The following is an 18,349-nucleotide window of genomic DNA, read 5'->3' on the forward strand; positions in this document are numbered from 1 at the left end:
GGCGCCGCTAGGCGCGCACCGCGGCGCAAATTGCACTCGCCGGGACAACTATCCGCCAGTGCCGGTGGCTGAAGGTCAGCCCGAGCGGCAAAGAAGACGCGCGGCATGTCGGATGTGCGTTGCCAGGATGTCTGCCGTCCTAACCGTCCCAACACGAAGAGTGATGTGTCACCCTTCGCTGGCGCAGGCCGGTACGCGGTGTCGTCCCGTCCGTGTCGGTGCCGGGCTAGCGGCCCGGGGCGAGCGTCGGCCGGAGTACGAAGACGCCCCAGCCGAAGTAGCGGCGACCGTACTCGAGGTGCCAGCGGCGGGACAGGTCCCGGAACTCGCGTACCTGCTGGGCACGCGGGTCGTGCGGGTACGCGCGCAACCACTCGGTCAGCGTCCACCACTGCTGTGCCACGTACCGGTCCCAGCTATCGGCGTCGGCCAGCACTACCTCGACCAGGTCGGTGCCGGCCGCCTCGAACCGGTCCAGGGTCCCGCCGAGCGAGGTGAAGTCGTCCAGCCCGAAGCCGTACGCCGCGTACGCCCCCGGCGGCGGCGGATCGATCCAGTACGGCTCGCCGACCAGCAGCAGCCCGTTGGGGCGGACCGCCCGCCGCATGAGTTCGATGGTGCCGGCCAGCCCGCCGCCGATCCAGGTCGCGCCGAGGCAGGAGACGACGTCGTAACCGGCGGGCTCGGCCCGGTACTCGGCGGCGTCGCCGTACTGGAAGCTGACCCGGTCGCTGACCCCGAGTTCGGCCGCGCGTTTGCTGGCGGCGGTCAGGAACACCTCGCTGATGTCCACCCCGTGCCCACGGATGCCGTAGCCCTGGGCCCAGCGGGCGAGCAGTTCACCCTTACCGCACGCGAGATCGAGCACCCTGGTCTGCGGGCCGACCCGACTGGCCGCCCCGAGCAGCATCAGCTTCTCGTGGGTGAACGGGTTGAGGATGCGGTGCTCCGCCTCCGACAGCTCGTGCAACCAAAGCGACATCGGGCCAGGATTACCCGTTTTCCCGATCGTGTCGAGCCCCACTTTTCGGCCCAAGATCCGGTCCGCCGGACAGGCGTGCGTCCGGGGTCGGTATCCGACCTGTCCCGGTCCGCCGCGGGCACCGGCCGCCCGCGTCGTTTGCGCAGCTCAGGCCCGGAAAAATGAGTGTGTCGAGTGGACACACGAGCCGACCGTGAATCGCACAGACTAGACCGCCTTCGATTCATGGAGGCCGAAACCGCGCCGGCCGGTGCCGCGTGGTGGGAAAGTTCACGGCGAGGGGCGGGGAACGGGTCGACAACGACCTCCCCGGTCGGGCAGTCTGGCCGCCGTGCAGCCCGAGGTATTCATCGCCATCGGATCGGCGGCCGTCTCCCTCCTCAGTGTTCTGTTCACCACGCTCTCCGCACGCCGGGTGACCGTGTTGCAGTACCAACTGGAGGAGCAGCGGCACCGGCAAAGCAAGGCGGAGTTGGCCGAGCAGTTGCTCAGTCGCTACCGGGAACCGCTGCTCTGGTCGGCGCACGCGTTGCAGGGGCGGATGTTCAACGCCGTACGGCCGGGTTTCCTCTCCTCGTACCTGCACTGCGGCGACCCGGACGACGAGCGCTACACCCGCGACTACACCGTCTACGTGCTGGCCGAGTACCTCTGCTGGGTGGAGATCATCCGACGGGACCAGCAGTTCCTCGACCTCGGCGACGTCGAGCGGAACAAGCGCTTCTTCGGCCATCTCGACCGGCTGACCCAGATCGTCGCCGCGCTCGGCCCCCCGCCGCCGCTGCGCCTGTTCCGGGGTCAGCAGCGCGCGATCGGCGAACTGCTGCTGGTACGCGTCGAGGACAGCGCCGGCACCCGGTACGAGTCGATGGGCTACGCCGACTTCTGCGAACGGCTCGACACCGATCCCCGTTTCGCGTCCTGGTTCACCCGGCTCCGGGCCGACGTGGACGTGATCGCGACCGCCGACTACGACGGCAACGCCCGCCTGGTGCGGATGCAGCACGAGCTGATTGCCCTGATCGACTTCCTGGATCCGGACCAGGCCCGGTTGGCCACCCCGAACCGGGCGCTGGTGGACCGAGACAAGATCGGCAAACTCCCCGACGCGACCTGAGCCCCGGCGCGACCTGAGCCCCCGGCGCCGGAATCCGCGGGGGCCTGACCCCGCTGACTCCGCGACGTGCTTCCGGTTTGCGGTGATCCGGAGCATCCCACGGCCCGTCAGCGCACGGCCCAGGCGTGCACCTCCAGCCGGCCGGTGGTGCCCAGGTCCAGGCGCTTCGCCACGATCTGGGTCGGCCGCCCGGCGGCCGGGGCGACCTCCAGGTACTCGCCCTGCGCCGGATCCCCGTCGGTGACCGTGTTCCGCCAGCGCACCGAGGCGTGCGCGGTGCCGCCCGGATACACCGTGATCTCCTTCGGGCCGGGGTCCTCACCGGTCGACCGGGATCCGTTCTCGACCCGTACCGGGAGCGGGTCGTGCCCCGCGTCGAGTACCCGTACGACCGGGTAGCCGTACAGCGGCAAGGGTTCGGTGCCGCAGTTGAACAGCACGATGCCCATCCCGCGCAGCCCCATCGCCGCGTCGGTCGCACTGGTGCTGATCAGCACCCCCGACGCCGGACAGTTGGCGGCCTCCGGCGAACCACCGATCGCCGTCGGCACGGGCGAACCGGTGGCGGAACCGCTCGGGGCGCCCTGCGCTGGCACGTCGGCGGGTCGGCCGCTCTCGCCGGGAGTCGGAGCCGTCCACGCCTCGGGGGAGGGCGCGGGCGGGGTCGGCGCCGGCAGCACGATCGGCTGGCCGGGCATCGGACCGGTGCAGCCGGCACCGAACAGCAGCGCCACGGAGACCGAGGTGGCCAGGCGGCCGAGCCGGCGCAGGGCGGGCCGGCGACGAGCGGGGTACGTCTGCACCCGGCGATCCTCCTACACCGGTCGCTCCGGCCGGGAACCGTCGGCCGGTGCCGTGGAGACAATGTGTGCGACCGGTGAACGTGGGTGGCGGTCAGCCTCGATCCCACAGCGAGCTTGTACGCTGCGTCGATGCCGGATGCCAGTCTGATGCGGGATTCCACCGAGCGCTGGTTGGAGCGCCTGCGGGGCGCGGTTGCTCCCCGGCGGCACAACGCCCGTACGATCGCCGCCCTGACCGGCAATCCGGGCTGTCACCGGCGGGCGGTGCTGGACGCGGCCGGGGTGGACAAGCCCCGGCTGGCCGAGCACGTCGGCTTCCCCGCCCGGTTCGGTCAGTCCCGGTTCGCCATCACCCGTGGCAACTCGTTCGAGCGGCAGGTCAAGGCGGACGGCGGGGTCGAGTTGCTCCGGCTGCTGCGCGAGCGGCTCGGGCTGCCGATCCCGGACGCGGCCTACACCGACCTCGACGGCGGCGCCCCGGACAGGACCACGGATGCAGCGGACGCCGATGACGATCCGGCCCGACCGGCCGAGAGCAACGAGGAACGCTACGAGCGGTCCCGGCGGCTGCTCGGCGAGGCGGCAGGGGCGCCCGCGTCCGGCGACGCGCTGATCTTCGACCATCCACTGCTGCGGCTGGAGGTCGCCGGCCAGCCGGTCTACCTGGAGCCGGACCTGATCGCGTTCCGGGTGGACGGCCGGTTCCACGTCGTGGAGATCAAGTCGTTCCCGGTGATCGACGGGCAGGGCGACCCGAGCAAGGTCTCCGCCGCTGCGGTCCAGGCGGCGGTCTACGTACTCGCCATGCGGGAACTGCTGACCGAGGCGGGGCACGATCCGGCCGTCGTCTCGCACGACGTACTGCTGGTCTGCCCGCGCGACTTCACCAACGAGCCGGTGGCCGCGCTGATCGACGTACGCAAACAGTTGTCGACCCTGCGCCGGCAACTGACCCGGATGGCGCGGGTCGAAGAGCTGGTGGCCGCGCTGCCCGCGGATCTGACCTTCGACTTGGCGCCCGACCGGGCCGGTCGGCCGAGCCGGTCGCCGGCCGCGCTGACCACCGCACTGCGCGTGGTCGAGGCGCGTTACGCACCGGACTGCCTGGCAAGCTGCGAGCTGGCCTTCTTCTGCCGGCACGAGGCACGCGGCCAGACCGGCAGCCTGGGCAAGTCCGTCCGCGAGGAACTCGGCGGCGTCGAACGGGTACCGACCGTGCTCGCGCTGGCCAGCGGCGAACTGGCGCCGGCCGACGGCCAGGCCGAGGCCGCCGCGATGCTCCAGGCCGCGGCACGGCTGCGGGCCGAGGCCCTGTCATGAGTACGCTCACCGCGCTCGCCCGAGCACAGGCGCTCGCCGCCGGGCGGGCCCAGCCGACCGCCACCGTGCGCCACCTGCACCTCGCCCGGCGGCCACTGGTCCTGGTGCCGCTGACCATGGCCGGCGAGGCGAACGCACCGCTCGCCGTGCTGGTCGGCACGACCCCGCAACAGCCGACGCTGCTGGTGGTGCCGCAGCCCCGCAACCGGGACCAGCGGCTCGACTTCGTCACCGCGCTCGGCACCGTGCTGCTGCCCTATCTGGACGGTCACCGGGGCGTGTCGGAGTCGGTGCCGGTCGACCGAGGGCGCGACGTGCGCTACCGGTACGTCGAGGCGCCGCAACTGGTCGTGCCAAACTCGGGTGGGATCACCTTCCTGCGGTTGCTCGGCCGCAACACCCGGTTCCGGCGTACCGACGGTGACTATCCGGTCGACGCGTCGGTACCGCTGGTCGGGCGGTGGCTGACCTTCCTCGCCGAACGGGCCGAACACCCCGGATCGTCGCTGCTGGTGGCGCTGACCGAGGCGCTGGGGCTGCACTGGGCGACCGGGCAGAGTTCGGTGGAGGACCTGAACCTGGCGGCCCAACTCGGCTGGATCGACCCGCCGCCGGGGGTGCCCGGTCCGGTGGCCGCCGCCGAGGCGGAGGACCCGTCGATCTGGCCGCCGGCCGGACCGGCCACCGACCCGGAGTTCGACAACGACGTACTCGCCCCGGTGATGGCGGCGTACCAGGCTGCGGTGGCGGCGGACGACGAGCCGGCCCGGCAGCGGGCGTACGCGACCATGGCCGAGGCGCTGCGCGGCCAGTTGGAGCCGACCTGGCGGCTGATGTGGCGGGGACTGTCGTTGCTGCAGGCCCTGCCGCCGGGGGCCCGGGTGGCAGGACGCTGGGACGCCGACCGGGACGCGTTCACCGACTACGCCGGTTACACCGACGAGGGCGGCCAGCCGCAGCCCCGCCGGGACGGGGCGGTCGCCGCCGCACAGCGCCTGCACCGGCTCGAACGCGCCCTCAGCTCGTACGCCGTCCAGCGCGCCTACGACGACCCACTGGTGATGGCCGACCACCGGCTGACCGGGGAGGCCTTCGTCGGCGAGGTGACCCTGGCCGATCCGGCGCGGGTCGACGACACCGGCAAGCGGCCGGTGCTGCGTCCCCGGATCATGGTGGTGACCACCGATCCGGTGCTGGTCCAACCCGGCGCTTCACTCACCTCGCCGGCTCGGCCGGGGCAGAAGGCGAGGGTCGTGTTCGTGACCCGGACCGGTGACGGGTCGAAGACCGAGGTGGTGTTGGAGTTGTCCGGCGGGATGGGGCGGGGGCTGACCGCCCCGCCGGGCACCGTGCCGGAGGTGGGGGAGCGGCTCTGCTACACGACCCTGACCGACGGTTACGCCCCGCCCGGCACGTTCCCGTCCCGCGAGGACACTCCCTGGACCCACGGCGGCCCACCCACCGACGAGAGGCCGGCGGCCTGAGCTGGCGTTAGCTGGTCAGCAGAGGTAGCAGTCCCGAGGATCGGAGTCTGTCATAAGCCATCGTTACGTGAGCGGGGGTGAAGAGCCGAGCCTTACGGCCACTCCATGTTTGAACCCTCTCGATCAACTGCCCGAGGTCGTCGGCCGGTGGGTCCAATGCGGCGGCATAGTGCACGGTGGCGAGCAGTTCGAGACTGTACGGGGTCTCGAAACCGTCGACGAGTTGGGCAAGTCGCGTGAGGGATGCCTCGGCGACGTTGCCGTTCGCCTCGAACCACGTCGAAACCGTCTCGGCAGTTCCAGGGGTCAGGTTGATCGGGCGTAGCTCCTCTACCCGGGCGGACCGATCCCCGTAGCCGAGAAGGTAATGCCCTTCCAGTCGGTCGAGAACCTGGTTCAACCGCTCTGCGTACGGTCCGCACCGGCCGCGGGCGAAAGTGAGCTGGAGCGGTTCGCCCAAGGCCTGGAGGAAGTACGCGATTTTCTGGATTTCGAGTGTGGTTACTCCGTCCCGGGGCTCCAATGCATTCGAGCGCTCCAGGTAACGGTCCACCGCACGGAGCAGGGTGGCCCGCCCCGGAGTCAAGGGGGGCTTCTCGGTAGCGACTGGCATGTCGCCCGGGTCGGGGGCGCCCTCGGGTGGGAAGAGCAGCACTCGTACGTCTGGTAGCTCGGCGAAGGCCCGGGTGATTTCGGGGCGGATCTCCTCCCAGTCGAGGCCACCGTTCCCGCAACCGAGCGCGGGCATCGCTACGGAGCTGATCTGGTGCTCGCGGACCACCCGGACAAGGTCCGCGAGCCCTGCCCGAATGTCGGTCAACTTGGATCGGGCGCGCCAGTGCCCTTTGGTGGGAAAGTTGATGACGTAGCGACGAGGGCCGAGGCGCCCGGAGTCGAACACGAACATCTCGCCCAGCTTGACCTGTCCTGCCGCGCACGCTGTTCGATAGGCCGTGTAGTTCGGCGGGTAGGCGCGCTTGAACTGCAGTGCGATCCCCTTGCCCATCACGCCAACCGTGTTGACCGTGTTGACCAGGGCCTCCGCATCCGCCGTCAGGAGGTTGCCGTGGCTGATGATGATCACTTCCGCACCTCCCCTCGTGAGTATCCGTAGTACCAGCCCGGTCTGACAGCAACGTACCGGTCGATGATGCCAGTCGTGCGTAGGGCGTGCTCAAGTTCGGTCTTCCGGTCTTCCGTCCGGACGGCGTAACCCGTGATCAGGCTGAGTGGGACCTCGCGATGGACCAGGAATTCCGCCATCCTGCGCCGAACACGGTCTTGGTCCTCTGGCACGTCTTTCCAGATTCGTTCCCTCATGAGCGGCCAGTCGACCAAATCATCCAGATCCCGGATCATGGGCGTAAATCGGGTGAGGTGGGCCGCGCAGTTGCCGTCGCTGGCGACCCAGGTCGCCCCTGCCGCGGCTATCTTGTCGACCGAGCTGACCAGGTAAATCAAGGGGTCATCCCCGCCGGGATATCGGTCCGACCGACCGTCGCGGTGTTCGCAGGCTATCCGGTACATCATCGGCGAGCGGGGGGCGAAGTAGAACGGAACGTAATCGGCTACAACTCCACCGGGTGCACACGGAACCGTTCTTCGGCGACGGCTCGCCTTGATGTCAGCCGCGCCGACGTCGGTAATCAGTCGCGAGCGGACTGCGCTGTCGGCGACAAGCTTTCCGGCGGACAGGATCGATGGAAAGTTGTCGATGTGCGTGAAATGCATGATCAGAGCCCGCCCCGGTGGACGGATCGGGTTGGTCACTGGTCAATCGTCCTAAGGGGTTCGAGGGGTCGAGATCGATACCATAGCCATCAATGTCAGACCCCGTGACCCTGTGTCGCCTGCTCCTCCGCATGAGTGACCGTCAGGAGGGCCATGGCTAGGCTCAATGGACCGAGTGGGCGGGCCCCACGGCGGCCCACCCACCGACGGGTCGGCCGAGTCCTAGAGACCTGGCCGGCCCGTCGGCGCCCGCGTCCGGTTCGAACCGACCGTGTGCGGTCCGAACCCGACGCGCTCAGTCCGAGGCGCCCGCACTACGGACTGAGTGCCTTCCTGCCGCGAGCACGTCGCCGCTCGGGGCGGTGATGGTGTTGCTGTCGAGGGTGACGGCGGCGTTGCGGGCGAGTGCGCGGCCGTCGATGGTGACGCCGGTGGTGACGGTGATGGAGGCGAGGGCGAGGATGTTGCCGCGCAGGATGGAGTAGGTGCCGAGGGTCGCCGAGCTGCCGACCAGCCAGAAGACGTTGGCGGCTCGTGCGCCGTTGACGAGGTCGACGCTGCTGGCTGATGCGGTGATCAGGGTGGACGCGGCCTTGAAGACGAAAACCGCGTCGGGGTCGCCCTGGGCGTCGAGGGTCAGTGCCCCGGTGATGCCGAAGGTGCCCGCGAGTGATTCGTACACGCCGGGAGTTTTTGTGGTCCCGCCGAGTTCCACCGGGGTGGTGGTGCTCGCGCGTGCCGCCGCGTCGTCGTACGCGGTCACCAGGTCGGTTTTCGCCTGCGCGGCCACCGCGTCGGCGACGTGTTGGGTACCGGTGACGACACCCGGCGGGAAGCCGGTCACCGAGGTGCCGGGACTCAGCCCGAGGTCGCCGGTGACGGTGGTGGGGCCGGTGTTGGTGACCGTCGACGCGGCGAGGACCGCGAACTGGGCCGCCGTACCCAGGGCCACCGGTTGGGGGTCGGTGGGTACGGGCGGGTCGTCGCTGGTGACGGCGGTGATGGTGTTGCTGTCGAGGGTGACGGCGGCGTTGCGGGCGAGTGCGCGGCCGTCGATGGTGACGCCGGTGGTGACGGTGATGGAGGCGAGGGCGAGGATGTTGCCGCGCAGGATGGAGTAGGTGCCGAGGGTCGCCGAGCTGCCGACCAGCCAGAAGACGTTGGCGGCTCGTGCGCCGTTGACGAGGTCGACGCTGCTGGCTGATGCGGTGATCAGGGTGGACGCGGCCTTGAAGACGAAAACCGCGTCGGGGTCGCCCTGGGCGTCGAGGGTCAGTGCCCCGGTGATGCCGAAGGTGCCCGCCGGCGATTCGTACACGCCGGGAGTCCTGGTGGTGCCGCCGAGTTCGACCGGGATGGTGGTGGTGCTCGGCCGTCCAGCCAGATCGTCGTACGCGGCGGCCAGGTCGTTTTTCGCCTGCGCGGCGACGGCGTCGGCGACGTGTTGGGTGCCGTTGACCTGTCCTGGTGGGAAGCCGGTGACCGAGGTGCCGGGGCTGAGCCCGAGGTCGCCGGTGATCCGGGTGGGGCCGGTGTTGGTGACCGTCGACGCGGCGAGGACCGCGAACTGGGCGGCCGTACCCAACGACACCGCTGCTGTGGCCGCGCTCGTACCGCTGTCTGTTGTCGTGCTCATGGCGTTTCCTCTCGTGGAGATCCTGGCGGGATTGGATCTGCCCATGGTGGAGACCGGGACGTCCCGAGCCGGGCACGTCCTGCGGCTGTGGTGGCCATCGCATCCGAGGTGCCCGCTCACGCTGGCCACGGGCCGGAGCGGTCGGATGACCCGCAACCAGCCGGAGATCAGCGCTCGGCGTGGCCGGCGGTCGGAGCAGAGTGGAGGGACCAGGAGAGAACCCCTGGGATTCGTACCGGAAAGCCGACGCTTCGACTCTAGTCACGTAGCGTAGTTGCCTCTGCCCGACTCTGTCGAGGCGTGGACTGCTGATTGGCACACATCGTATTCACAGCTCAGAATGGCAATGTGCGCGCTGCTGCGACCCCTCGGTCGCCGCCGGACGGCCGTCGCCGTCCACGACAGATGTGACGATCAGTAGCGTGGCCGCCGACCAGAAGGTGATCTACACCCGGCGCCCGGCGGCCCGCCTGACGGACAGGTTCGCCACCGGGTCACCGAGGTCACCGGGGAGAGGGTGGCGATCTCGGTCTACGTCCGCGGGCGGTGACGACCCGGCATCATCTCCGGTGACGGCGTCGCCGACGCGCAGGGCGGCGGGCAACCGGCTTGACCCTCACGTAGCGGCAGGCGGGAGTCTGGTTCTCGGAAGGGAGGGAACCCGTGGAGTACCCGGTGGGCAAGGTGGCGCGGATAGCCGGCGTGACCGTACGGACGCTGCACCACTACGACGAGATCGGCCTGCTCTCGCCGAGCGGTCGTACGGGTGCCGGCTACCGCCGGTACGACGACGCCGACCTGGAGCGGTTGCAGCAGATCCTGTTCTACCGGGAACTGGGGTTCCCACTCGAAGAGATCAACGCGATCGTCGACGACCCGGAGTCGAATCCGACCGAGCATCTGCGCCGGCAGCACGAACTGCTGACCGGGCGGATACGGCGGCTGCGGGAGATTGTCACCGTGATCGAGTTCGCGATGGAGGCGAAGAAGATGGGCATCCAACTGACGCCGGAGGAGCGGTTCGAGGTCTTCGGCGACTTCGACCCGGACGAGCACGCGGCCGAGGCCGAGCAGCGCTGGGGCGACACCGACGCGTACCGGGAGTCGAACCGGCGTACGTCGCAGTACGGCAAGGACGACTGGCTGCGGAACAAGGCGGAGAACGCCGAGTGGGGCCGGCGGTTCGTGGCGCTGATGGACACGGGCGCACCGGCCGACAGCCCGGCCGCGATGGCGCTCGCCGAGGAGCACCGCCAGTTGATCAGCCGCTGGTTCTACGAGTGCACGTACGAGATCCACACCGGGCTGGCCGACATGTACCTGGCCGACCCGAGGTTCACCGCGTACTACGAGAACATCGAACCGGGCATGACGGCCTACCTGTGCGAGGCCATCCACGCCAACGCGATCACTCGCGCCTAGTTATCGCGTACGGGGCCGGCGGCGATGTTTCCGCCGGTGGTGTACGTGTGTCGGAAGTGAGACGATCCGCTGATCTGTCCTGTAATTCACACTGTCCGGATTTCTGGTCACCCTACCTCCTACTGTCTGCCTGTCCGCGAATTATCAATTGACGTCCGCGGATGGGGAGAAGCGATCTCCCGGTCAATATCGAGGTGGGGAGGCCTTATGGAAACTGTGTCTCGGGGGCGAAGGTGGGGCAGCGGTCTGATCGCCGCGGCCCTACTGTCCTCGGCGGTCCTGGTGGGCGCCGCCAACCCGGCCGCCGCCGATCCGGCGACCGGGTCCGGGTCGGTCGCGGCGGACGCCGGTGCGGTCACGATGGTCAACGGCGAGGGGCGCCGGGTGACCATCCCGTCGTCGCTGGCCGCGTCCCTGGCGAGCCGGTCCGCGGCGGGTGCCGCCGGCAGCCGGGCCGCTGCCGGTGTCGCCGCCACCACCAAGTCCCGTGGCGCGGGTACGAACGCGGTCATCGGTACGGACGACCGCACCCCGGAGTACGACCCGCTGGGTTACCCGTGGGGTGCGATCGTCTACCTGAGCACCAACCAGGGCCAGTGCACCGGGTTCATGCTGAGTCGGGACGTCGTGGTCACCGCCGGCCACTGCGTCTACTCGGGCGGCTGGGTGACCTCGTACCGAGCCGTGCCCGGCAAGAACGGCACCAGTGAGCCGTTCGGCTCGTGCAGCGGCGGCATCGCCGACGTGTGGACCAACTCGACCTGGATCAGCAACGGCTCGGCCGACGCCGACTACGGACTGGTCAAGCTCACCTGCGACATCGGGTACACGGTCGGTTGGTTCGGCTGGTGGTACAGCACCGGGGAGAACCTGGTCGGTACGTCGATGTACATCGAGGGTTACCCGGGTGACAAGCCGTTCGCGACGATGTGGTGGGACAGCGACCCGATCGCCAGCCAGTCCGCGACCCGACTCTTCCATTCCATCGACACCGCCGGTGGACAGAGCGGGGCACCGATCTACCACTACAATTCGACGGTCGCCGGGCTCTGCTCCGGTTGGTGTGTGACCGGCATTCACAAGGGTGCGGTCGGCAGCCAGAACCACGGTACCCGCTTCAACCCGACCGTCATGTCGTTCATCAACTACTGGATCGGTCAGCCGTAAGCGTACGGAACCGGAATGTGTCGTACGGCGTCCTATTTTCCGGAACAGAGTGCACCTGGAGGATGCCGTGCGACACGTCCGATCCGTACTTGGCCTGATAGTCATCGTCGGCCTGCTGTCGGCGTGCGGGGTGTCGGCCGACGGGCCGGACCGATCCTCGAACCCCGGTGATCCCACGCCGTCGAAGTCTGACGGGCCGGTGGTGTGGGGGACGGTCGTCGGCACCGTACGCGGCCCCGCCGGTCAACCCGTGGCGGGTGTGCTGGTGGTGCCCGGCGCGGTGGACCCGACGCTGGAGGTGCCGGAGATCGCCGTCACCACCGACCAGGACGGCCGCTACGTCTGGCAGTTGCTGCCGGGGCGCTACGAGCTGACCGGTCGGCACGACCGGCGTACGTCCCCGGCGGCGGCGGTCACCGTGGTCGCCGGGGAACGGTCGACCGTCGACCTGACCCTGACCGGCTGAGTCGCACGGGTGCATCGGCGGGCACCCGCGCGAGTGCGGACGGTGGCTACCGTGGGCGCGTCCCGCCACCGAACGTAGGGAAACACGTGCCCGCTCTCGCCGAAGACCTGATGCAACTCCTGCTCGACGACGACACCGGTCGGTCGATCGTCGACCACACCCGCCTCGACCTGGCGATCGCCGGTGCGGTGCTGCTCGAACTGGTCCAGGTCGGCCGGGTGTCGCCGGCCGGGCCCGACGACGACGCGAAGCCCGGCTACACCGTCGTACGGGACGCCTCACCCACCGGGGACCCGGTGCTGGACGAGGCGCTGTCGCGACTCGTCCACCGCCCGCTGAAGTTCCGGAAGGCGACCGAGGTGCTGGTCAAGGGAGTCAGGGTGGCCGTGCTCGACCGGCTGGTGGAGCGTGGTCTGCTGCGCCGCGACGAGACGAAGGTGCTGGGTATCTTCCGGGTGAAGACCTGGCCGGCGGCGGATGCCGCGCACGAGGCCGAGGTGCGGGCTCGGCTGGAGGCGGCGCTGCTGCACGGCGAGGCACCGGGCGAGCGGACCGCCGCCATCGTCGCCCTGCTGCAGGCGATCGACACCGTGCCGAAGCTGGTACGCGGCGACCGGGCCCAGCTGACCGCCCGGGCCGACGAGATCGTGGCCGGCGACCTGGTCAACCAGGCGGTACGTCAGGCGGTCCGGGACATCCACGCGGCGATCGTGGTGATGCTCGCCGCCACCGTCGTCGCCGCGGCGAGCTGACCGGGAGCCGCGCCTCCCGGCCAACCGACCGGGAGGCGCGGCTGCGGCCGGCTCAGCCGAGCACGACGTACGCGATGTGTCAGCCGAGGGCGATGTAGAGGCGCCGCCCGGTCGGGACGTAACCCACCCGCTGGTAGACGCGCCAGGAGTCGTCGCCGCCCGCCTCCAGCCACGCGGCGGACACACCGGTGTCGAAGGCCCGCGCGGTGATCGCCGAGGTGAGCGCCGCCGCGATCCCGCGGCGCCGGAACCCCGGCCGTACGCCGATCCCGGCGACCTCGCTGATGCCGGCGCCGGGCGGCGACGACTGGCCGCCACCGACGTACGTGCCGTCGTCCGCGCGGGCGACCATCACCACCCCGCCGCTGTCCTGCGTACGCCGCACCCGGGCGACGTCCGCCGGGGTGGCCGTCGGGTCACCGCCGAACGCCTCGTTCTGCGCGGCGAGGCCACCGGCCCGCGCCTCGTCGGTGGTCGGCTCGACGATCTCGAACCCGCTCGGCGGGACCGCCGGGGCGAGCGACTCCGGCGAGCAGACCAGGTACTGGTGGCGTGCCTCGACGGTGAAGCCGGCTTCGAGCAGTTGCCGTTCGAGTCCGGGAGCGCAACTGGTGACGTACTCCAGGCGCGGGACGCGGTTGATCCGCCGGAAGGCCGCCACCAGTTCGGTCACGTCCGCGGCGGTGATGGTCGTGTCGGGTCGCGGGGTGGCGTAACTGATGAAACGGCTGTCGCTGGTCGGATCCCAGCCGATCACGAATGGGCCGACCTCGACCGTACGGGGGCGCTGGGCGAGTAGGGCGACGACAGAATTCTGGACCTGTGAATCCATGGTGAGCTGACCTCATGTCAGTAAGGGAAGATCTGCGGATGAGCGAATGTGGGGCCGCCGCAGAACAATGAGGTACCCGACGTGGACCGGACTTACCGGTCGGACGTCGGGGTGCACTCGGCGGCCGATCGGGTCGCCGTAACCATGGACTTCGTTCCCTAGAACCTGGCCGCGCCGGGCGCGCGTCGTCGACAGAGGCTCCCACCGGGCCCTCCGGCTGTCAACCCGATATCCGCAGCGCCTACGCGGGTGCCGCCGTCCCGCCGTCGGCGGTCCTGACCAACTCCGACGATGCGCTTATCGGAGTCGATTTCGATCGTCGCGCGAGAGGCTTTTACGAATAAGTCGAGAGCTATTGTGCGCACCTACAATGTCCACATGCGAAGGGAGAGCGCAGATGGCGGACGATAATGCACGGCGCCCCGGACTGAGGGCGATGGCTGACCTCGCTACTCCGATGGCGATACGGGTGGCGGCGACACTGCGGTTGGCCGACCACGTCGCGGACGGTCGGCGTACGGCCGGCGAGATCGCCGAGGCGGCCGGCGTGCATCCGGACTCGCTGGACCGGGTCATGCGACACCTGGTCACCGCCGGCCTGTTCACCAGGGACGACTCGGGCGCCTACACGGTCACCGGGATCGGCGAGCAGTTGCGCGAGGAGCACCCCGGCGGGCGGCGGAAGTGGCTCGACATCAACGGCGGCGTCGGCCGGGGGGATCTCAGCTTCGTGGATCTGGAGCACTCGGTGCGGACCGGCGAGCCGTCCTACCCGGTGCGGTACGGAGTTCCGTTCTGGGACGACCTGGACGCGAATCCCGTACTCTCGGCGTCTTTCGACGCACTGATGAGCCATCACATCGAACTGGACAATCGCGGAATCGTCGGTGCCTACGACTGGGCGAGCCTGGGGCACGTGGTGGACGTGGGCGGCGGCAGCGGCGCGATGCTCGGTGCGCTGCTGGCCGGGCACCCGGAGGTACGGGGCACGCTGGTCGACCTGGCGGGTCCGGCGGCGAACGCCCGCCAGCGGTTCCTGGCGCAGGGGTTGTCCGACCGCGTGCAGGTGGTGACGGGGAGCTTCTTCGACCCGTTGCCGGCCGGTGCGGGCGGCTACGTGCTGTCCGCGATCATCCACGACTGGGACGACGAGCCGGCGATCTCGATCCTGCGCCGCTGCGCGGAAGCGGCCGGGGACTCGGGTGTGGTGCTGGTGATCGAAGCGGTCGGCGCGGACGGTGAGTCCCCGGACACCGCGATGGACCTGCGCATGCTCACCTACTGCGGTGGCCGGGAGCGCGGCGTGGGCGAGCTTCGCACCCTTGCCGCGAAGGCGGGACTCGACCTGCGCGCGGTGCACCCGGTCGGCCACAAGTCGTTCATGTCGATCATCGAGCTGGTCCGGGCCTGACCGCCGTCGCCGAAGCCGTACGTCACGTGCGGCTTCGGTTCGGTCTGTCCAGGGCGGTCAGGTCGCACGACGAACCGCCCCGGGTCCGCCGCCCCTCTCCCACCTGCCGGCGGGATGACGGGCGGCTTCGGACCCGAGACGGTCCACCGAGCACTTCGGCGCACAGGGGCGCGGTCGTCCCGTCCGGTTACCCCGCGGAGCGCAGCGTACGGACGAACGCCTGCAGGTCCGCGACGAACAGGTCCGGTTCCTCCATGGCGGCGAAGTGGCCACCGCGTTCGAGTTCGGTCCAGTGCACGATGTTCGGGAAACCACGGTCCGCGAACTTCCGGATCGGCTGCGCGGAGTCGCCGGGGTAGACCGCGACACCGAACGGGGTCGGCAGCGGCGGCGGCGCGGCGGGCGGGGTCGGCGCGGTCGGCAGGATGTCCGCGATCTCGTAGTAGAAGTTCGCGGTCGAGCCCGCCGTCGCGGTCAGCCAGTAGATCATGACGTTGGTCAGCAGTTGGTCACGGTCCACCGCGTCCTCGGGGACCTTCTCCGAGTCCGACCACTCCTTGAACTTCTCGACGATCCAGGCGAGCTGCCCCACCGGCGAGTCCGTCAGCCCGTACGCCAGCGTCTGCGGCCGGGTCGACTGGATCTTCATGTAGCCGGAGCCCTCCGCGCCGAACGCGGTCAGCAGGTTCAACCGGGCGAAGTCCGACTCGGTCAGGTCGGCGAAGTCGGAGGGGTCACCGGACGGGGGCGTGATCAGGAAGTTCACGTGCGTACCGATGACGTGCTCGTGGTCGACTCCGGCGAGCATCTGGCTCACCCAGGCACCCATGTCGCCGCCCTGGGTCACGTACCTGTCGTAGCCGAGGCGCTGCATCAGTTCCGCCCACGCGCGGGCGATCCGGAACAGGTCCCAGCCGGTCTCGTTGATGGGTCCGGAGAAGCCGAAGCCGGGAAGGGACGGGATGACCAGGTGGAACGCGTCGGCCGGGTCGCCGCCGTGGGCGCGCGGGTCGGTGAGCGGTTCGATGACGTTGAGGAACTCCACCATCCCGCCGGGCCAACCGTGGGTGATGATCAGCGGCGTCGCGTCGGGCTCGGGCGAGCGGACGTGGATGAAATGGATGTTCGTGCCGTCGATGGTCGTGGTGAACTGCGGGTACGAGTTCAGCCGCGCCTCGGCGTCGCGCCAGTTGTAGCTGGTGCGCCAGTAGTTGGTGAGCTCTTTCAGATATTCCAGCGGTACGCCGCGGTTCCAGCCCACCTCGGGTAGCTCGCTCGGCCAACGGGTGTTCTCGAGCCGTCTCTGCAGGTCGTCGAGGTCGGCCTGCGGAATCTCGATACGGAAGGGCTCCATCAACCGCTCCTTTGCACGATCTTGCCTGTCAGAGTGACAACTTCGTGGACACGTGCAGAAAGATGCTCCGACCGAGTGTGACCATTGGTGATGCCGCGATCAGGGCGGCCGGAGTTTCTTGTGCAGCATGCTATCGAGGTGATCGGCAGGTCGGAAAGAGTAACGCGGGAAGTGAGCATTCTGGAAGAACGATATCGCGCGCGTACTCGATATCGTGGCACTTGGGTTGAGTTGGGTCCAGGGTGTTCCGCGCCGATTCGGAGGTTCACACAATGGTTAATTATATTGGCGATCACGCGGTGGTGCTCGGTGGCAGCATAGCGGGATCGCTTGCCGCGCGCATGCTCTCCGACGCCTATCGTGAAGTGACAATTATCGAGCGCGACGAGGTTACCGGCGTCAGTGGCCCCCGGCGAGCAATTCCACAGGGTCACCACATTCACGCATTGTTGGCCCGCGGAAAGCAGATTCTCGACGAGGTGTTTCCCGGGTTCACCGACGAACTCGTCTCCATCGGCGTACCGGTCGGTGATTTCGGCACCAGCCTGAGTTGGTATTTCAACGGAGAGATGATCAGGAAGACGGAGACCGGGCTGACCTGCGTCGCCGCCGGTCGGCCACTGCTGGAGGATCGGATCCGTCGCCGGATCGGCGCGCTGCCCAACGTCACCATCCGGGAACGTACCGACGTGATCGGGCTGGTCGCCTCGGCGGACCGGCGCCGGATCGTCGGTGCGCGGGTGCAGTCGCGCGACGAGGGTGGCGTCGAGGAGGTGCTCGAAGCGGACCTCGTCGTCGACACGACCGGGCGTGGCTCGCGTACGCCGCGGTGGCTGGAGGAACTGGGCTATCCGCGGGTCGAGGAGGAGCAGGTCAAGATGGACCTGACCTACACCACCTGCGACTTCCGTGGTCCGCTGCCGTACGACCCGATCGGCGACGACATCGCCCTGATCCCGGTCGCCACTCCGGCGATCCCGCGCGGTGCGATCTTCGCGCGGCTGCCCGACCGGTACGCGGTGTCGCTCACCGGCGTACTCGGTGACCGTCCGCCCACCGACCACAAGGGCTTCCTCGCGTACGTCGAGTCCCTGCCCGTGCCCGAGATCCACAAGGCGGTACGGGACGCCGAGCCGCTCGGCCCCGCGATGTCGTTCCACTTTCCCGCGAGCATCCGGCGGCACTATGAGCGCCTTTCCAGCCAGCCCGACGGCTTGCTGGTGATGGGTGACGCGGCCTGCATCTTCAACCCGGTCTACGGCCAGGGCATGACGGTCGCCGCCATCGAGTCACTGGTCCTGCGCCAGCATCTCGAACAGGGCGAGCCGCAGCCGCGCGCGTTCTTCCGCGACCTGTCCAAGGTGATCGACGGGCCGTGGGACATGTCGGCGGGTGCGGACCTCGGTTTCCCGGGGGTCCAGGGGCGCCGGACGATGAAGGTGCGGATGGGTAACGCGTACATCCCGCGCCTGCAGGCCGCCGCCGCGACCGACGACGGCACCCTGTCGAACGCCTTCCTGCGGGCGGCCGGGCTGGTCGACCCGCCGACGGCGCTGATGCGGCCGTGGGTGATCTCGCGGGTGCTGCGGGCCAAGTGACCTGCTACACCAGCTCGCTCCGAGCGGCGGTGCCCCTCGGGGCGGGTGGCGACGGGTAAGCCGGAAAAGTCTCCGGGTCGTGTTCCGCGACCCGGAGACAACCGTTGTGCGGAATGGCCGCCGACCGCTTGGCCGAGCCTCGACCACGGCCGGCCCCCGCGCCGCGGGCGCACTACGCCGAGCCGGAAACCGGTGGAATCGACCAAAGCGGCGGAGTCGACTAAGGCCGGGCAGACGACCAAGGCCGGGGAGTCGATCGAGGCCGGAGAGTCGA

Annotated in this window: 16 protein-coding genes; 9 read left to right on the forward strand and 7 right to left on the reverse strand. The window is 69.4% G+C overall.

Annotated features, from left to right (window positions below):
- Positions 1–226: 226 nt before the first annotated feature.
- Complete coding sequence (locus AB0J90_RS05505; RefSeq protein WP_363592457.1) at positions 227–982, reverse strand: class I SAM-dependent methyltransferase; 756 nt, start codon at positions 980–982, stop codon at positions 227–229.
- Between the two features lie 331 nt (positions 983–1,313).
- On the opposite strand from AB0J90_RS05505, the gene AB0J90_RS05510 reads away from it, so the two are divergent.
- Entirely contained in the window at positions 1,314–2,099 is a 786-nt protein-coding gene (locus AB0J90_RS05510; RefSeq protein ID WP_363592459.1) for a hypothetical protein, read from the forward strand.
- Between the two features lie 107 nt (positions 2,100–2,206).
- Here AB0J90_RS05510 and AB0J90_RS05515 read toward each other — a convergent pair whose 3' ends face one another.
- Complete coding sequence (locus AB0J90_RS05515) at positions 2,207–2,902, reverse strand: DUF4232 domain-containing protein (RefSeq protein ID WP_363592461.1); 696 nt, start codon at positions 2,900–2,902, stop codon at positions 2,207–2,209.
- Between the two features lie 129 nt (positions 2,903–3,031).
- Here AB0J90_RS05515 and AB0J90_RS05520 point away from each other — a divergent pair, with 129 nt between their 5' ends.
- Positions 3,032–4,222 carry a hypothetical protein gene (locus AB0J90_RS05520; protein ID WP_363592463.1) on the forward strand — a complete coding sequence of 397 codons (1,191 nt, stop codon included), beginning with the start codon at positions 3,032–3,034 and terminating at the stop codon, positions 4,220–4,222.
- Complete coding sequence (locus AB0J90_RS05525) at positions 4,219–5,706, forward strand: hypothetical protein (protein WP_363592465.1); 1,488 nt, start codon at positions 4,219–4,221, stop codon at positions 5,704–5,706. The genes AB0J90_RS05520 and AB0J90_RS05525 overlap by 4 nt, the downstream gene beginning before the upstream one ends.
- A gap of 7 nt (positions 5,707–5,713) precedes the next feature.
- Here AB0J90_RS05525 and AB0J90_RS05530 read toward each other — a convergent pair whose 3' ends face one another.
- The 3 genes from AB0J90_RS05530 to AB0J90_RS05540 all read right to left on the reverse strand — a co-directional run bounded on the left by AB0J90_RS05530 (position 5,714) and on the right by AB0J90_RS05540 (position 9,073).
- Positions 5,714–6,790, reverse strand: a complete 1,077-nt coding sequence (locus AB0J90_RS05530; RefSeq protein WP_363592467.1) for a macro domain-containing protein — start codon at positions 6,788–6,790, stop codon at positions 5,714–5,716.
- Positions 6,787–7,476 carry a DUF4433 domain-containing protein gene (locus tag AB0J90_RS05535; protein ID WP_363592469.1) on the reverse strand — a complete coding sequence of 230 codons (690 nt, stop codon included), beginning with the start codon at positions 7,474–7,476 and terminating at the stop codon, positions 6,787–6,789. The genes AB0J90_RS05530 and AB0J90_RS05535 overlap by 4 nt, the downstream gene beginning before the upstream one ends.
- Positions 7,477–7,732: 256 nt before the next feature.
- A complete protein-coding gene (locus AB0J90_RS05540) occupies positions 7,733–9,073 on the reverse strand; it encodes an ice-binding family protein (protein WP_363592471.1) in 1,341 nt (446 codons plus the stop codon).
- 663 nt (positions 9,074–9,736) lie between these two features.
- Between AB0J90_RS05540 and AB0J90_RS05545 the strand changes: the two genes are divergently transcribed.
- The 4 genes from AB0J90_RS05545 to AB0J90_RS05560 all read left to right on the forward strand — a co-directional run bounded on the left by AB0J90_RS05545 (position 9,737) and on the right by AB0J90_RS05560 (position 12,880).
- Entirely contained in the window at positions 9,737–10,495 is a 759-nt protein-coding gene (locus AB0J90_RS05545) for a MerR family transcriptional regulator (protein WP_363592473.1), read from the forward strand.
- A gap of 207 nt (positions 10,496–10,702) precedes the next feature.
- Positions 10,703–11,662 (forward strand): trypsin-like serine protease, encoded by a 960-nt coding sequence (locus AB0J90_RS05550; protein WP_363592475.1) that lies wholly within the window; start codon positions 10,703–10,705, stop codon positions 11,660–11,662.
- 67 nt (positions 11,663–11,729) lie between these two features.
- Positions 11,730–12,128, forward strand: coding sequence for a carboxypeptidase-like regulatory domain-containing protein (locus tag AB0J90_RS05555; protein WP_363592477.1), 399 nt, complete (start codon positions 11,730–11,732; stop codon positions 12,126–12,128).
- A gap of 86 nt (positions 12,129–12,214) precedes the next feature.
- Positions 12,215–12,880 carry a GPP34 family phosphoprotein gene (locus AB0J90_RS05560; RefSeq protein WP_363592479.1) on the forward strand — a complete coding sequence of 222 codons (666 nt, stop codon included), beginning with the start codon at positions 12,215–12,217 and terminating at the stop codon, positions 12,878–12,880.
- 79 nt (positions 12,881–12,959) lie between these two features.
- Here AB0J90_RS05560 and AB0J90_RS05565 read toward each other — a convergent pair whose 3' ends face one another.
- Positions 12,960–13,712 (reverse strand): GNAT family N-acetyltransferase, encoded by a 753-nt coding sequence (locus tag AB0J90_RS05565; RefSeq protein ID WP_363592481.1) that lies wholly within the window; start codon positions 13,710–13,712, stop codon positions 12,960–12,962.
- 436 nt (positions 13,713–14,148) lie between these two features.
- Between AB0J90_RS05565 and AB0J90_RS05570 the strand changes: the two genes are divergently transcribed.
- Entirely contained in the window at positions 14,149–15,123 is a 975-nt protein-coding gene (locus AB0J90_RS05570) for a methyltransferase (protein WP_363592483.1), read from the forward strand.
- Positions 15,124–15,310: 187 nt separating this feature from the next.
- Here AB0J90_RS05570 and AB0J90_RS05575 read toward each other — a convergent pair whose 3' ends face one another.
- The gene (locus AB0J90_RS05575) at positions 15,311–16,477 is read right to left on the reverse strand and encodes an epoxide hydrolase family protein (RefSeq protein WP_363592485.1); all 1,167 of its coding nucleotides are present in this window, start codon (positions 16,475–16,477) and stop codon (positions 15,311–15,313) included.
- 272 nt (positions 16,478–16,749) lie between these two features.
- Between AB0J90_RS05575 and AB0J90_RS05580 the strand changes: the two genes are divergently transcribed.
- Positions 16,750–18,075 (forward strand): FAD-binding monooxygenase, encoded by a 1,326-nt coding sequence (locus AB0J90_RS05580; protein WP_363592949.1) that lies wholly within the window; start codon positions 16,750–16,752, stop codon positions 18,073–18,075.
- Positions 18,076–18,349: the final 274 nt, after the last annotated feature.

The sequence above is a fragment of the Micromonospora sp. NPDC049523 genome (genome assembly GCF_040676775.1).
Classification (GTDB): Bacteria; Actinomycetota; Actinomycetes; order Mycobacteriales; family Micromonosporaceae; genus Micromonospora_G.